Genomic DNA, 15,192 nt, shown 5'->3' with positions numbered 1-15,192 from the left:
CTGCGCGTCAAGATACTGAAACGCCGGGTTACATCTGCTCTCAGATGTGACAAAGCGGGCGCAGGTGGGTACAACAAGGGGCGGCTACGACGGCGACGCATGACCCGGAACGGGAATCTTTACCGCCGACCGGACGTTGACCGGATGACGACGACAGCGACACCTGTCCTGTGGGCGACAAGCCCGGGAGGCACGATTCATGAGTGAGCGAGCTCTTCGCGGTACGCGCCTCGTGGTGACAAGCTACGAGACGGACCGCGGCATCGACCTGGCCCCGCGCCAGGCCGTGGAGTACGCATGCGAGAAGGGACATCGCTTTGAGATGCCCTTCTCGGTCGAGGCGGAGATCCCGTCCGAGTGGGAGTGCAAGGTCTGCGGGGCCCAGGCACTCCTGGTGGACGGCGACGGCCCTGAGGAAAAGAAGGCCAAGCCCGCGCGTACACATTGGGACATGCTGATGGAGCGACGCACCCGAGAGGAACTCGAAGAGGTCCTTGAGGAGCGTCTGGCGGTTCTGCGCTCCGGCGCGATGAACATCGCGGTACATCCGCGGGACAGCCGCAAGTCCGCGTAACCCCTCCGGGGGTTGAGTGGCATACCACGAACGCACGCAGCCGCGGGCGCCGTACCTGATGGGTACGGGGTCCGTGGCTTTGTGCGTTCCGGGGACGCCCGGAGGCGCCGGCCCTGGGGGCCGCGCCCCCAGGGCGAGCACTCAGCCGTTGAGCGGCGGGCGCGGGCCGGGCTCCTGGCGGCCCGTGTCGTCCCTGATGACCTCGCCCTGTACGACCTTGCCGTCCGGGCGGTGCATGCGTGCCTGCTGGAAGGCGTCGCCCAGCGTGCCCGGAGAGGCCGCCGCGATCTTGCGGTCGATCGTCCGCTCCGCGTAGCGGCTGAGGGCCTTCTGGACCGGCGGGATCAGCAGGAGCAGGCCGAAGGCGTCGGAGATCAGGCCGGGGATCATCAGGAGGAGGCCGCCGAGCATCATCAGGCCGTTGCCGTCGCCCTTGCCGGTCCCGCTCGTGGGCGCCACCCCGCTCTGCTGCTGTTGCAGCGTCTCGCTGAGGTTGCGGAAGGCCCGGCGCCCGGCCCGCTTGATGACCACGGATCCGAGGATGAAGCCCGCGACAAGCAGCAGGAAGACCGTTAGGCCGCTCGCCGCGCCCGCCACCACGGTCAGCAGCCAGATCTCCAGCACCAGCCACACGGCGATGCCCAGCGGCAGGAAGGTGCGCAGCCGCGAGCGCCGCGGGCGAGCGGGGTACGTGGGAGTGGGAGCGCCAGTCGTCATGTTCCCAGTGTGCCTGGACGCGGCTCAGTACGGGATAAGCGGATGATCAACAGCGCCTGTGGGTCGGGGACGGAGCCGCTGAAGGCCGGAACACGCGCAGAGGCCGTACGTCGCTCGGATCGCCGTCAGCGGGACTTGCGCCCCGTGATCCGTCCGAGCCGCTCCCCCACGCCCCACGTGGTGACCCGCCAAAGGGCCTCCACCAGGATGTCCCGGCTCATCTTGGAGTCGCCGAGTTCCCGCTCGACGAAGGTGATCGGCACCTCGACCACGTGATAGCCGGCCTTGACGGCACGCCGGGCCAGGTCGACCTGGAAGCAGTAGCCCTGGGAGGCGACCTCGGTGAGGCCGAGGCCTTGGAGGGTCTCGCTGCGGAAGGCACGGTAGCCGCCCGTGACGTCGCGGATCGGCACATCGAGCAGGACTCGGGAGTACAGACTGCCGCCGCGCGAGATGAACTCGCGGGACTTGGGCCAGTTCACGACCCGCCCGCCGGGTACCCAGCGCGAGCCGAGCACGAGGTCGGCGCCCTTGAGGGCGGTCAGCAAGCGGGGCAGTTCCTCCGGCTGGTGGGAGCCGTCGGCGTCCATCTCGACGAGTACGCCGTAGCCGTGCTCGATGCCCCAGCGGAAGCCCGCGAGATAGGCGGCGCCGAGACCTTCCTTGCCTCTGCGGTGCAGCACCTGGACCTGCTCGTCCTCGGCGGCTACCTCGTCGGCGAGCTTGCCGGTGCCGTCGGGGCTGTTGTCGTCGGCCACCAGGACGTGCGCCTCGGGCACAGCGGCGCGCACCCTGCCGACGATCTTCTTGATGTTCTCCGCCTCGTTGTAGGTCGGGATGATCACCAAGGCGGTGCCGAGCGGGCCGAACTGTCTCCCCTGGGCTTCCGCCGCGAGGGTCGCGTCGCCGTCGTTCACTGCTGCCCCTTCGAGTCCGTACGCAGAGGTCCACCATAGTGGCCTCAACCTGCGCTGCCACGCCGCGGTGTCGGTACGGGGGTGTCGATTCGACAAGAGGCGGGTAAGAGGAAAACCCGCCTGGCGCAGCTCACCTGCTGCGGATCGGGGCCCGGCGCCCTTCGGGCCGACCAGGGACCCGCTGGCTGCGGGTCGACCGAAAGCCGTTGTCTACTGAACGTCCGGGCCCCACCCGGGTCACACCTGCCGACGTGTCGGAACGTTCCCTCGCCTCTCGTTGCGCGGGTGCTGGGCCTGGCTCCCAGTGGTGGTGCGCCGGTGCGGCACACCGCCCCTGACCCAGCGGCGCTTCGAGACCGCGCGGAAGTTCCCCCGTCGGACGTCCGGTGGTGGACCCGGCCGAACCTACCCGCCACCTGCGGCCAGCTGTCAACAGCCGTCTGACCTGCGCTTTTACCCTCAAACGCCTGGTCAGTGCGGAGGATGCGCAGGTCGCGCGACGGGGCGGCGGGCGGTGATCGGAGCCGCGCCACCCCGGGACATCACTCGTTAGGCCGTACGAATACCGTCCGGCCGCCCACGACGGTGCGCAGGCAGACGGGCAGGTCGTTCCCTGGGGTCAGATCCGGCAGCCCGGGTGTGCCGGAGCGAGGGTCGGTGGACCAGCGTGCGACCCGGTCGTCGGGAGCCTGCACGATCAGGTCCTCGGTGCGCCACAAGGCGTAGTCCGCGGGCGCGCCCGGCACCAGGACACCCGCGTCGTCCCGTCCGATGGCCCGCCATCCACCGCGCGTATGTGCCGTGAAGGCTGCGCGTACGGACACCCGGTGCTCCGGCGTCCGGTGGAAGGCCGCCGCGCGGACGGTGCCCCACGGGTCGAAGGGGGTGACGGGACTGTCGGAACCGAAGGCGAGCGGCACGCCGGTGCGCAGCAGGGCCGCGAACGGGTTGAGCGTACGGGCCCGTTCGGCACCCAGGCGCTGGGCGTACATACCGTCCTCGCCGCCCCAGATCGCGTCGAAGGCGGGCTGCACGGAGGCGGTGAGGCCCAGCTCGGCGAAGGCCGCGATGGTCTCGGGGGTGAGCATCTCGGCGTGTTCGACGCGGTGCCGGGCGGCGCGTACGCGGGCCAGACCGACGTTCTCCGCGGCGGCACGCACTCCTTCGACCACGGAGGTCACCGCGGCGTCCCCGATGGCGTGGAAGCCCGCCTGGAGGCCCGCCTCGGTGCACGCGGCGACATGGGCGGCGACGGCTGCCGCGTCGAGGTAGGCGGTGCCCGTGTGGGCGGCGTCGGCGTACGGCTGGTGCAGACAGGCGGTGTACGAGCCGAGGGAGCCGTCCACGAAGAGATCGCCCGCGGCGCCGATCGCGCCCAGGGCACGGGCCTTGTCGATGTCCTGTTCGGCCCAGTAGCCGACGACCCTGGGGCCCGGCTCCTCGGCGGCCAGCCGCAGCAGCCCGGTGAAGTCGTCCTCGGAGGAGATGTCCGGGCCCGCGCACTCGTGGACGGAGCCGATACCGAGGGAGGCGGCGTGGGCGAGCGCGGTGCGCTGGGCCCGGGTGCGCTGCTCCCCGGTGATGGCGCCGAGGGCGGCGGCACGGACGGCGTGGTGGGCGTCGCGGGTGAGCGGGCCGTCCTGGTACCCGGCGCGATCGGTGACCCCCGGAACCAGGTCCAGGAGGGCGGTGGTGACGACGGCCGAGTGGACGTCGATGCGCGAGAGGTACAGCGGGCGTCCGCCGGTCGCCTCGTCGAGTTCGGCGCGCGTGGGAGGGCGTCCGCCGGGCCAGCGGGCGGCGTCCCAGCCGTGACCGAGGAGGACCCGGTCGGTGGGGCGGGCGGTGGCGAAGTCCCGTACGAGGGCGAGCGCGGCGTCCAGGGAGGGGGCGTCGGACAGGTCGAGGCCGGTGAGCGCGAGGCCCGTCGAGGTGGTGTGCACGTGTGCGTCGGTGAACGCCGGGGTGACCAGTGCGCCTTCGAGGTCCACGACCTCGTCGACCCCGTCCGCGAAGGCGTCGGCCGCGCCCTCCGAGCCGACCCAGGCGACCTGCCCGCGTTCGACGACCATCGCGGTGGCGAAGGGATCGGCGGGACTGTGGACTTCTCCACCGCGCAGCAGCACGGTGTCCGACGGGGCGGTGCTCTCACTCATGGGGAACAGTCTCGCCCCTGTGGCGACCCGCTCCGCGCCGGGGGCCGTCAGATCCGGGGCGGCCGAGCCTCGTAGGGCGTCGACAGCACCACCGTCGTCCGCGTCGACACCCCCGCGAGGGAACGCAGCCGGGCGAGGAGCTCCTCCAGCTCGTGCGGGGTCGAGACGCGCACCTTGAGGATGTAGTTCTCGTCGCCCGCGACGCTGTGGCAGGCCTCGAGTTCGGGCACACCGGCGAGGCGTTCCGCGATGTCGTCGGGGGCGCTGGGGTCGAACGGCTTCACCGAGATGAAGGCGGTCAGGGGCAGCCCGACGGCCTCCGGGTCCACGACCGCGGCATAGCCGCGGATGACTCCGCGCTGCTCCAGCCGGCGCACCCGTTGGTGCACGGCAGACGTGGACAGGCCCGTGGCCTTGCCCAGGTCGGTGTAACTCATCCGCCCGTCCGCGACGAGCAGCTGCACGATTTGTCGGTCCAGCTCCTCCATGGCGCAAGAACCTACAGGGCCCTTGATCCCGTCGGATACCTGAGCGGCGCAGGTCATACCCGGTTTGTGATGTAGCCGGGAGTGGCCTGCGAGGAGACGGGGGGACAAATCCACCGGGCCGGGCACCTGCGGGCGGCATGTGACGAACGCCACATAGTCGGAACCGGGTCCGTGATGTTCTCGTGATTACGGCAGAGACGGGACGGGAAGTGCTTGCTGTGGTCGAGGCCGCAGTGCCTTGTCGGCCCACCCGAGGGGGAGAAACCCATGCAGAGTCTTAAGCGCCCTGGTCGTACCGCGTCCAAGCGGCAGCAGGCCGTGTCCGAACCCGAGCCGGAGGGCGTCGAACCCGACGCCCTGGACGGTGAGGAGTTCGACGCGTACGACACCTTCGAGATGTACCGGGTGATCTGCCCGGACTGCGCGCAGCCCATCGCGCTCCTGGCGGACGAGGAGGTCCTGCCCGAGCACGCGCTGTGCGCCTCGCCGTGGAACCCGTTCGGTCTCACGGTCTGCACCGGTACGGGCCGGGCGGCGGACGACGCGCAGCCCGCGGACGAGACCGCGGAACTCCAGGAGCAGGACACGGCCCTGCTGTTGACGCTCCCTCAGGGGCTCGACTGGCGGACCCAGCCGTTCTCGCACGTGGGCGGCCCGAGCTCGCGCCCCATCCGCGTCCCCGAGATGCGGCGCCTGGCCGCCTGACCGTCCTCGCGTTCCGCGACTGACGACCGGTCAACTCCAGTAGCTGCCCTGCACCATGGCTCGCAGGCTGCCGTGGTGCAGGATCAGTGTGTCCGGGTCCCGGGGGACGGTGACCTCGCCGAAGTGCGCCTGGCGGTAGGCGATGCGCAGCATCACGATCGCGTGGCGCAGAGCGGCGTACAGCGTGTAGAAGTCCATGTCCCGCGGTGTGTGGCCGGTGAGTTCGGCGTAGCGCCGCTCCACCCGGTCGCGGCGCAGGAAGTCGGGCAGGCCCGCCTGGCCGAAGCTCACGGTGAGGTCCTGGAAGAAGCGGTGCAGATAGACGGTCCAGCCGAGGTCCACCTCGCGCGGGGCCAGGGCCGCCATCTCCCAGTCGAGGACGGCGGCGGGTTCGAAACCGTCGTAGATGACGTTCCCGATGCGCGCGTCGCCCCAGTTGAGCACCGCCTCACCCTCGTCGCGCGGCCACAGGTCGTCGAGCCGGGCGAAGGCGCTCTCGATGAGGGGCGAGCGTGACAGCCCGTCAACCACCCATTCGTAGTAGGCGTGTTGTGCCTCGACGTGACGCCTCAGCGGGCTGCCGTCACCCGTGAGGGACAGGAAGTCCGCCTCCTTCACGGGCACTTGGTCGTGCAGACGCGCCAGAAGTCCGATCGAGGCCGACTCGAGGAGTTCTCGCTCCTCGTCGCTCGCCGCGTGGAGCCAATTCCCCTCGTACGTATAGGGCATGACGTCCGGCGGCACTCGCCCGGCGATCCGTTCCATGACGAAGAACGGCGCTCCGAGCGGGCCCGGGTCCTCCTCCAGCCACAGCACGCGCGGCACGGGCAGGTCGGCGTGTTCCGCGACCAGCCGCATCGTGCGGTACTGCCTGGGCATGTCGTAGACGGGGAAGACCGTGTACGCCGCCGGGTCCGCCGCAAGTCTCAACGCGCAGGCGCGCAAGGGTGGTTCGGGGTGCTCGATGTCGAAGAGCAGGGTTTCGCTGGACATGCCGTTGGACTCGGGGACGGTGACGTTCACCGCCCTGGCGCCGGGGAGGCGCGTGGCGAGCCAGCCGGTCAGCCGGCCGGTCAGCTCCTGGAGGTCGCGGGTCGTCGTACGCGGGCGGGGTGCTGTGGTCATCTCAGGGCCCCTTCAGTGCGCGACCGAGTCGAATCCGGTGAAGCCGCTGGGATCGTGGCGGCCGAACGAGCCGTGCTCGAAGATCCCGTGTCCGGTCTGCCCGTTCAGCGTGAAGCGGGCGGCGTGGTCGATCACCCCGTACGCGGCGAGCGGGTGAGCCGACGGGTCGGAGAGGTCGTAGACGCGGCGGTCGGTCCAGCCGCGGCCGCGCCAGGTGCCCTGCTGCCAGTCGTCGGCGGGCGGATAGCCGGCGCCCACGGCCAGCGGGGAGGAGGTGAGGACCTCCACGCCCAGCTCCATGGGTTTGCGGTCCGCCGGATGGGTGAGGTGGATGACGGCGGACGTGGGGTGGCGGGTACCCGGGCGGTAGGCGATGTCGGCCTGGGGCCAGCCGAGTTGGAGGTCGCGCTGCCCGTCGCGTACGAGTGTCGCGTCGTTGAGGGTGCGGTATCCGTCGGCGTCCTCCTGGATGACGACCATCAGGAACCGGTCCTCGAAGCGCACCGGGCACCAGAGCCAGTGGAATCCCTCGGTCGGGTTGTCCTCCGCGAGCCGGCCGCCCTCCTCGCCCGGAATCGGGCGCACGCCCCAGCTGCGGTCGCGGGTGCCGGTCCACTGGTCACCGGTCAGGCGTATCTCCTCGCCGCCGACGCGGATCCAGCCCTCGCAGCGTCCCGCCTGCACGAAGCGCCTGCCTTCCAGAGTGAGCCGTCCGCCTCGCCGCTGCAGGTGGTGCGGCTCCCAGAGGGCCGGGAAATCCGCCGACCAGTTGATCTCGTACGACAGCCCGTCGGGGTCGTCGGGATCGGCCTCACACCGCAGGACGAAGTCCTTCAGGGGGCGTTCGACAAGGATGCGCAGTGGTGCCACGGAGAGGTTCATCCGGTCGTCGCCGAGCGCGTCCGACGCCCGTACCGCGTGCAGGCGGTTCCCGTCCCGCAGGGTGGCGTACGCGTCGATCACCCCGGCGTTCGGATACACGCCGAGCCCCACGATCAGCAGCGCCCGTCCGTGGTGGTCGAAGACGTGGAAGATGCAGCGGTCGTAGGCGTTCCGGTCCCCGGTGGCGACGTGCTTCATGGACAGGGGCACCTGGTGCACGGGGTACTCGTCGAGGGCAACGGGGCGGTCGTCGGGCACGGCAAGCCTCCCTGGGCGCACGGCAGTTGACGTCGCCCGGAGGGGTGCGGCCCCCGGCGGCGCAGATGACGGTACGTCAGATACCTGCCGGGGGCCAGATCGTGCGCCCGTCCGAAGTCCCCGTACGGGCTCACCGCGAACTCACGGTCGATTCCGGGCGCCGGTGACCTGCCCGCCCGCCCATGCGTTGCCCCGGTATGACCCCCACATATTCAGCGACCGGGCGTCGGCGCAGGATCCTCGTTCCGGCTCCCGCAGAATCGGTTCAGCGGCCGGTTCAGCAGGCGCCGCCGCTCCAGGATCCCCCCATCTACCGCGCCCTCATCCGCACCTGGGCCGATCGCGGCCGCACGCTGCCGGGGCGCCACGACCCCGAGTGGGTCCGGCTGGCGTCGCCGTCGGCGATGTACGGCCACGGGCAGTTCAGCGGGACTCAGGACCCGCGAGGTGACGGGCGATGACCATCCGCTGGATCTGATTGGTGCCCTCGACGATCTGGAGGACCTTGGCCTCGCGCATGTAGCGCTCGACGGGGAAGTCGGCGGTGTAGCCGTACCCGCCGAGGACCTGGACGGCGTCCGTGGTGACCTTCATCGCGGTGTCCGTGCACAGCAGCTTGGCCATGGCCGCCTGCTTGGAGAACGGCCGGCCCGCGTCGCGCAGCCGTGCGGCGGCGAGGTAGAGCGCCCGGCCCGCCTCGATCTGCGTCGCCATGTCCGCGAGCATGAAGCGCAGCCCCTGGAAGTCCGAAATCGGCCGCCCGAACTGGAGCCTGCCGGTGGCGTAGGCCAGGGCCTCGTCAAGGGCCGCCTGGGCCACGCCGATCGCACAGGCCGCGATGCCGAGCCGTCCGGAGTCGAGCGCGGACAGGGCGATCGCGAAACCCTGACCCTCGTCGCCGATCCGCCGGTCGTCGGAAATCCGTACACCGTCGAAGTGCACCTGCGCGGTGGGCGAGCCCTTCATGCCCATCTTCTTCTCGGGCGGCGCGGCGCTCAGGCCCTCGGCGTCGCCCGGCACCAGGAAAGCCGTGATGCCGCGGGCACCCTCGGCCCCGCTGCGCGCGAGCACGGTGTAGAAGTCGGCGACTCCGCCGTGGGTGATCCAGGCCTTGGTGCCCGTGATCACCCAGTCGTCGCCGTCCCGTACCGCCTTCGTACGGAGTGACGCGGCATCCGAGCCCGAGGACGGTTCGGAGAGGCAGTACGCGCCGAGCAGGCCGCCGCCGAGCATCGCGGGCAGGTGCTCGGCCTGCTGTTCCTTCGTGCCGTAGTTCGCGAGGGCGTGGCAGGCGAGGGAGTGCACGCTGACGCCGAGGCCGATGGTGAGGCGGGCCGCGGCGAGCTCTTCGAGGGCCTGGAGATAGACCTCGTACGGCTGGTCGCCGCCGCCGTACCCGGAGTCGTAGGGCAGTCCGAGCAGTCCTGACTCGGACAGCAGGCGGAAGACATCGCGCGGGAAGTGCCCGGCGTCCTCCTGCTCGGCCGCCTGCGGGGCGATCTCGCGCTGCGCGATGTCGCGGACGAGCGAGATCAGATCCCGGGCCTCGTCCGTGGGCAGTTGACGGTCCACCGGCTGCGGGGCGCGGTCGGGCATGGGGACGCTCTCCTCCCTGTTGGGCACTGGCGAACGCTCACCTGGGTGGGGTGGCTTCCGCCTGGTCTCACTGGCCTCGACCGATGCTGCCGTTCCGGGTTACAGAACCGGCTGACCAGCGGCTGTGGCGCTGTGAGTATGCCCGATCGGAGGCACCGAGTCACCAGTTAACGACCGCTTACTAAAAGAAAGGGAAATTGGTCCGCACCATTGACGCACTGGTCTAGTCCTCCTAGGGTTCCTCCAACGCCTCACCGCGTTCATGCCAAACAGCACTCGGCAGGTCCCAGCACGGCTCCCCCGCTCTCCCCTCCCCCACGAGGAGACATCGATGCGCAGACCGCACCGTCCCCGCGCCCTCTTCCGGGCGCTCCTGTCCGCCGCCTGTTGCGCCGTTCTCGGCGCGGGACTCCTGGCAGGCGCGGGCACCGCGACAGCCACCACCGATTCCGCCCCCGCCGCGGCCGGCACACAGGCCGGCACCGCCCAGGCCGCCGCGGCCGGTTCCAAGGTCGTCGGTTACTTCACCGAATGGGGCACCTACGACCGCAAGTACTACGTCAAGAACATCGAGACCTCCGGCTCGGGGGCCAAGCTCACGCACATCAACTACGCCTTCGGCAACGTGACCGACGGCAAGTGCGCGATGGGCGACGCGTACGCCGCGACCGACCGGACGTACACCGCCGCGGAGTCCGTCGACGGCGTCGCCGACACCTGGGACCAGCCGCTGCGAGGCAATTTCAACCAGCTGCGTGAGCTGAAGAAGAAGCACCCGAACCTCAAGGTCCTCTGGTCCTTCGGTGGTTGGACCTGGTCGAGCGGGTTCGGTGCGGCCGCCGCCAACCCTGCCGCGTTCGCCCAGTCCTGCTACGACCTGGTCGAGAACTCCAAGTGGGCGGATGTCTTCGACGGCATCGACATCGACTGGGAGTACCCCAACGCCTGCGGCGCCACCTGTAACACCAGTGGCCGGGAGGCGTACAAGAACCTGATGGCGGCGCTGCGTGCGAAGTTCGGCACCGGCAACCTCGTCACCTCGGCGATCACGGCCGACGCCACCAGCGGCGGCAAGATCGACGCGGCGAACTACGCGGGCGCCGCACAGTACGTCGACTGGTACAACCCGATGACGTACGACTTCTTCGGCGCCTGGGCCGCCACAGGACCGACGGCCCCGCACTCGCCGCTGACCTCGTACAGCGGCATCCCGACGGCCAACTACTACACCGACGCGACCATCGCGAAGCTCAAGGGCCTCGGCGTACCGGCCTCGAAGCTGCTCCTTGGCATCGGCTTCTACGGGCGCGGCTGGACCGGCGTCACCCAGGCGACTCCGGGCGGCACGGCGACCGGCGCGGCGGCGGGCACGTACGAGGCGGGCATCGAGGACTACAAGGTGCTCAAGACGAAGTGCCCGGCGACGGGGACGGTGGCCGGCACGGCGTACGCCAAGTGCGGGACCAACTGGTGGAGTTACGACACCCCGTCGACCATCGCGAGCAAGATGACGTACAAGAACGCGCAGGGCCTGGGAGGCACCTTCTTCTGGGAGCTGAGCGGTGACACCACGAACGGTGAGCTGATCAAGTCGATCAACTAGCCGTACTGGCAAGTCACTTGGGGCGGGGGTCCGGCGGCCCCCGCCCCTTGTTCAGCCGTCCCGGCGTGCGGGCTCCGGGGCCACGTACGAGGGGTCCAGCTCCTCGACCGCTCGCATGGCACCGCCCAGCATCTTCACCAGCAGCTCGCGCATGATGTCGCGCGGCAGCGACTGGTCCTGGTGGCCGATCCAGTCGAGGGTCGCCCCCTCGACGCTGCAGAGCCAGCCGAGCAGGGCCATCCGCGGCAGCGGCGCGATCTCGCGCCGCCCGTACGCCCCTTCGGCGATGGTCTCGACGATGACCTCGCGCACGCCGTCCCGGATGGCGTGCACCTCGGCGTCGAAGCCGACGCCGCCGCTGATGATCGTGCGGTACGCGGACTGGTTGTGCTCGGCGTAGCGCAGATAGCCGTCGATGGTGCGGTGCACACGCTCCGCCGGGGGGAGTTCGAGGCCGCTCGCCGCCCGGGAGACCAGCTCGGTGACCGAGTCCTCGATGATCGCGAGGTAGTAGCCGCGCTTGGACTTGAAGTAGTAGTAGATCAGCCCCTTGGCGACATGCGCCTGTCGCGCGATGTCGTCCATCGACAGTGCGTCGTACGACGTGTCGGCGAACAACTTGCGCCCGATGGCGATGAGTTCGGCGCGGCGCGCCAGTGAGCGGTCGGTACCGCGCGCTCTTGGACGCTCGACGCCACGCTGCTGACTACTATTCAATTTCGATCCTGGTCTCCGGCTGCCGACGGAACCTCCGAAGTATGGCAGACGGACGCCACCTGCTCGTTCGACTCTCGTCGACTGCGGGCGCCCACCGAGGGTTCAGCTCACAGCAGGCCCAGCTGCGTGACGAGCATGGCCAGGACGACCACGAAGGTCCAGCCTGCGACGTGCTCCAGGATCTTGGGTCCGTCGTCCTTGGGGCCGCCCGTGCGGGCGCGGACACGGGTGGCGGTGGCGGAGCTCGCGGTCATGGCATCTCGCTGACGTAGTGGTGCGGTGGACTCCCCCGCCTCCGTCGGCTCCCCACCGACCCGACCACCTTGCCACCGGAACGGGTTCCAGTGGTAGAGACCTTGGTCACCCCGAACACTTCGATCAGCTTCGAATGGCTCCTTTCCCCACAACGGTCCCCGCAGAGTGTGCGTCTCATCACACGACAGCCAGCCGACCGAAAGGCCCTTGATGGACACGTTCCGGACGCCCCGCCGCAGCGCCCGTCTCGCCCTCGCGACCGCGATCACCGTGGCGGCCGCCTTGACGGGTCCGGTCTCGCAGGCCGCTTCCACGAGCTCCGGCGCCGCTTCTCCCGGTGCGGCAGGGCTCGGCGACCCGATCTTCCCGCTCGACGGCAACGGCGGCTACGAGGTGAGCCGCTACACCCTCGACTTCGACTGGCGGGCCCCGAAGACACCCTTCGAGGCGTCGACGACGATCAAGGCGACCGCGACGCAGGCCCTGTCCCGCTTCAACCTGGACTTCGCGGGCAACACCCTGCACGAGGTGACCGTGAACGGGCGGCCGGCGGCCACCGTGCGCGACGGCGACGAGCTGGTGGTCACTCCCGCGAGCGCCCTCGCCCGGGGCAAGGCCTTCACGGTCAAGGTCACCTACACCGCCGACCCCACCCAGATTCGCCACCGCGACGACGCCATCGAGGACTACGGCTGGATCCCGACGCCCGATGGCACGGTGCTCTATCCGCAGCCCAACGGCGCCAAGATGATCTTCCCGGCGAACGACCACCCGAGCAGGCGCGCGCCGATCACCTTCCGCATCACCACACCGGCCGGCCTCTCCGCCGTGGCCAACGGCAGGCTCACCGACCGCACCGAGCAGGCCGACGGGCGCGTGCGGTGGACGTACGACTCCGAACAGCCGGTGGCGGCGCAGCTCGCCCAGCTGGCGATCGGCAGGTTCACCTTCGTCGACAGCACGGGCCCGCACGGGCTGCCGATCCGCGATGCGGTCCCGGCCGACCTGGTGGCGCCGACCGAGCAGTACCGCAAGCTCACCGCCGACCACATCGCCTGGCTGGAGGAGCGGCTCGGCCCCTACCCCTTCAACCGGTACGGCCTCCTCGTCGGCGACACCGACCTCGGCGTCGCCCTGGAGACCCAGACGCTCTCCCTGATCCCGAAGGCCGATCTGCTCGGCGACCAGGTCAGCGCCGAGCGGAACCTGGTGCACGAGCTCACCCACCAGTGGACCGGCGACAGCGTGGGCATGAAGACCTGGTCCGACCTGTGGCTGAGCGAGGGCCACGCGCGGTTCTACGAGCGGCTGTACTCGGAGGCGCACGGCGGCGTCAGCTTCGAGGGGACCATGAAGACCGCGTACGAGAACCACGACCAGTGGCGCCACGACTACGGGGCCCCGGCCGAACCGACCGAGCCGAACCTCTTCAAGCGGATGCGGTACGACGGTTCGACGCTCGTCCTGTACGCCCTGCGCGAGCAGGTCGGCCAGGAGACCTTCGGGAAGATCGAGCGGGCCTGGGTCACCAAGTACCGCGGAAAGAGCGCGAGTACGCAGGACTTCGTCGACCTGGCGTCCAAGGTCGCGGGCGAGGATCTCGACGGTTTCCTGCACCCGTGGCTCTACGGCGCGAAGACGCCGCCGATGCCGGGTCACCCCGACTGGGTGGTCAATCCGGTCCAGAACTGAACCGACGGGCGGCCCCTTCACGGGGGTGAGGGGCCGCCCGTCTCCTCAGCGGACGCCGACCGCCGCGAGCGCCGCGAGCTGTCGCACCGACGGTTGCGCCGGGAAGTACAGGTAGCAGACGCCGCCGGTGCCGGACGCGACGTTCCCGGCGGCGTTGTACCGCTTCGTGCGCAGCCAGATGTTCTCGAACTCGCGCCGCGGGTAGACGCGGCGCACCGCCGCGTCATCGGCCGACGCCGGATCGTTGGCGATCACATCACCGTCGGCGGTGAATCCGATGACGGTCATCAGATGGCCCGAGGTGCCGTAACCGGCCCCGGTCAGCTCGGACTTGAGGAACGACTGCGATGTTATGGCCGGGATGCCGGCGGCGATCAGCGTCTCCAGCTCGGTGAGCGAGCCGAGCCGGGTCACCACGCCCTGGAGGTCCTTGTACGTCGACGCGTACGCGGCGTTGAAGGGCCAGTTGCCGCAGCCGCCGTACTGGTAGTCGTACGTGTAGCGGGCCGCGTGGCACACCTGCGGGTCCGTGAAGTCCGGGTCTACCCAGGCCAGTTGCTCCGCCGTCGGCTTGCGGCCCCAGTACTCGACGATCATCTGCGAGGAGGTGGGGCTGCACCAGGCCTCGCCGCCGCTGTCGTACTGGGGGTACTGGCCCGCGTGGGTCTCCTGCGAGTAGCGCGGGACCTTCAGCTCCTGGGCGAGGCCGGGGGTTGAGGCCGGGACGGTGAAGCGGTCCGGGATGTCTGAGCCCATCGCGCCGAGCCGCCACACCGTGGGCGTGACCTTGGTGCCCGGGGCGCGGTACAAGGTCAGCCGTAGCCGGTACGAGACCAGGCGCAGGCCCGAGGCCGCGTCGTCGATGGAGAAGGTGTCGGTCCAGATACTGCTCCTGCCGTCGCTCTGGCCGTCGACGGAGGTCCGCCTGATGTCCTGGTCGCCGGCCGCCCAGCGGCCCAGCACGTACCAGGGGGTGTCGGTGCCGTCCGAGTAGGTGCCCGTCAGCTCGACCTGGAGCCAGGTCCCGGCCGGGGTGTCCGCGTTCCAGGAGGCGACGGCCTCGGTGGAGGGGACCGCGAGATCGTGGAGAGGGGAGGTCCAGGTCGCGTACTCCCAGATGGCGGTCCTGTTGGTGTGCGGGTCGGTGTACGTCCTGGTGCCGGTCGGGGCCGCGATCACCAGACCGGGACGGAGCCCGGCCACGGCCCGCGTGCCTTTCGCGGTGCCGCCGCGCCAGTCGGTGTACGAGATCCAGGCGCGGTTGTCCACGAGACCGGACGGCGCCTTCGAGGGCGCCTTCGACCGGGCCCTCGCCGGGCGCGCGGGCGGGTCCGCGGCTGCCGCCGGACTCGCGGATCCCGCCGCGGCCGCGGCCACCGCCGCGGTCAGGACGGTTCTTCGGGACGGCTGTTCAGCTCTGGGCATGGATGAATGACCCCCGGGTGTCCGGTCCGAAACGGGCAAGCACAGTGCGCGGGTGTGCGCCAACTATGAATGCCGCCCCCGG

The 15,192-nt window shown here is 70.3% G+C and carries 15 protein-coding genes; 5 read left to right on the top strand and 10 right to left on the bottom strand.

Annotation, left to right across the window (positions count from 1 at the left end; all coding sequences use genetic code 11):
- Window positions 1-199 precede the first annotated feature (199 nt).
- Window positions 200-574: an RNA polymerase-binding protein RbpA gene (locus tag OG266_RS37600; protein ID WP_164314920.1), complete on the top strand. Its 375-nt coding sequence runs from the start codon at window positions 200-202 to the stop codon at window positions 572-574.
- Window positions 575-715: 141 nt separating this feature from the next.
- On the opposite strand, the gene fxsA is transcribed toward OG266_RS37600, so the two are convergent.
- From fxsA to OG266_RS37580, 4 genes are all read right to left on the bottom strand, one after another.
- Window positions 716-1,291 carry an FxsA family membrane protein gene (gene fxsA / locus OG266_RS37595; protein WP_266467792.1) on the bottom strand — a complete coding sequence of 192 codons (576 nt, stop codon included), beginning with the start codon at window positions 1,289-1,291 and terminating at the stop codon, window positions 716-718.
- A 125-nt stretch (window positions 1,292-1,416) separates the two neighbouring features.
- Complete coding sequence (locus OG266_RS37590; protein ID WP_266467789.1) at window positions 1,417-2,208, bottom strand: polyprenol monophosphomannose synthase; 792 nt, start codon at window positions 2,206-2,208, stop codon at window positions 1,417-1,419.
- Window positions 2,209-2,750: 542 nt separating this feature from the next.
- Window positions 2,751-4,364, bottom strand: a complete 1,614-nt coding sequence (locus OG266_RS37585; protein ID WP_371551172.1) for an amidohydrolase — start codon at window positions 4,362-4,364, stop codon at window positions 2,751-2,753.
- Window positions 4,365-4,411: 47 nt separating this feature from the next.
- Window positions 4,412-4,852 (bottom strand): Lrp/AsnC family transcriptional regulator, encoded by a 441-nt coding sequence (locus OG266_RS37580; protein WP_266467785.1) that lies wholly within the window; start codon window positions 4,850-4,852, stop codon window positions 4,412-4,414.
- Window positions 4,853-5,119: 267 nt separating this feature from the next.
- Between OG266_RS37580 and OG266_RS37575 the strand changes: the two genes are divergently transcribed.
- Window positions 5,120-5,557, top strand: a complete 438-nt coding sequence (locus OG266_RS37575) for a hypothetical protein (RefSeq protein WP_266467783.1) — start codon at window positions 5,120-5,122, stop codon at window positions 5,555-5,557.
- Between the two features lie 30 nt (window positions 5,558-5,587).
- Here the strand turns inward: OG266_RS37575 and OG266_RS37570 are convergent, their stop codons facing one another.
- Both OG266_RS37570 and OG266_RS37565 read right to left on the bottom strand, forming a co-directional pair.
- On the bottom strand, window positions 5,588-6,682 hold the full coding sequence (locus OG266_RS37570) for a phosphotransferase family protein (RefSeq protein WP_371551170.1): 1,095 nt from the start codon (window positions 6,680-6,682) through the stop codon (window positions 5,588-5,590).
- A 12-nt stretch (window positions 6,683-6,694) separates the two neighbouring features.
- Entirely contained in the window at window positions 6,695-7,822 is a 1,128-nt protein-coding gene (locus tag OG266_RS37565; RefSeq protein ID WP_371551168.1) for a hypothetical protein, read from the bottom strand.
- Between the two features lie 197 nt (window positions 7,823-8,019).
- Here OG266_RS37565 and OG266_RS37560 point away from each other — a divergent pair, with 197 nt between their 5' ends.
- Complete coding sequence (locus OG266_RS37560) at window positions 8,020-8,283, top strand: hypothetical protein (protein ID WP_266467777.1); 264 nt, start codon at window positions 8,020-8,022, stop codon at window positions 8,281-8,283.
- Here OG266_RS37560 and OG266_RS37555 read toward each other — a convergent pair.
- Window positions 8,246-9,418, bottom strand: a complete 1,173-nt coding sequence (locus tag OG266_RS37555) for an acyl-CoA dehydrogenase family protein (RefSeq protein WP_266467775.1) — start codon at window positions 9,416-9,418, stop codon at window positions 8,246-8,248. The genes OG266_RS37560 and OG266_RS37555 overlap by 38 nt on opposite strands.
- A 331-nt stretch (window positions 9,419-9,749) precedes the next feature.
- Here OG266_RS37555 and OG266_RS37550 point away from each other — a divergent pair, with 331 nt between their 5' ends.
- The gene (locus OG266_RS37550) at window positions 9,750-11,021 is read left to right on the top strand and encodes a glycoside hydrolase family 18 protein (RefSeq protein ID WP_371551167.1); all 1,272 of its coding nucleotides are present in this window, start codon (window positions 9,750-9,752) and stop codon (window positions 11,019-11,021) included.
- A gap of 51 nt (window positions 11,022-11,072) precedes the next feature.
- On the opposite strand, the gene OG266_RS37545 is transcribed toward OG266_RS37550, so the two are convergent.
- Both OG266_RS37545 and OG266_RS37540 read right to left on the bottom strand, forming a co-directional pair.
- Complete coding sequence (locus tag OG266_RS37545; protein ID WP_371551166.1) at window positions 11,073-11,738, bottom strand: TetR/AcrR family transcriptional regulator; 666 nt, start codon at window positions 11,736-11,738, stop codon at window positions 11,073-11,075.
- A gap of 107 nt (window positions 11,739-11,845) precedes the next feature.
- Window positions 11,846-11,992: an SCO1431 family membrane protein gene (locus OG266_RS37540; RefSeq protein WP_266467766.1), complete on the bottom strand. Its 147-nt coding sequence runs from the start codon at window positions 11,990-11,992 to the stop codon at window positions 11,846-11,848.
- 211 nt (window positions 11,993-12,203) lie between these two features.
- On the opposite strand from OG266_RS37540, the gene OG266_RS37535 reads away from it, so the two are divergent.
- The gene (locus OG266_RS37535) at window positions 12,204-13,685 is read left to right on the top strand and encodes a M1 family metallopeptidase (RefSeq protein WP_371551164.1); all 1,482 of its coding nucleotides are present in this window, start codon (window positions 12,204-12,206) and stop codon (window positions 13,683-13,685) included.
- 45 nt (window positions 13,686-13,730) lie between these two features.
- Here OG266_RS37535 and OG266_RS37530 read toward each other — a convergent pair whose 3' ends face one another.
- Window positions 13,731-15,110, bottom strand: a complete 1,380-nt coding sequence (locus tag OG266_RS37530) for a peptidase C39 family protein (RefSeq protein ID WP_371551162.1) — start codon at window positions 15,108-15,110, stop codon at window positions 13,731-13,733.
- Between the last annotated feature and the right edge of the window lie 82 nt (window positions 15,111-15,192).

Source organism: Streptomyces sp. NBC_00554, assembly GCF_041431135.1.
Lineage (GTDB): Bacteria > Actinomycetota > Actinomycetes > Streptomycetales > Streptomycetaceae > Streptomyces.
Note: the sequence above shows the minus strand (reverse complement) of the source record. Positions and strands in the feature narration are given on the sequence as shown.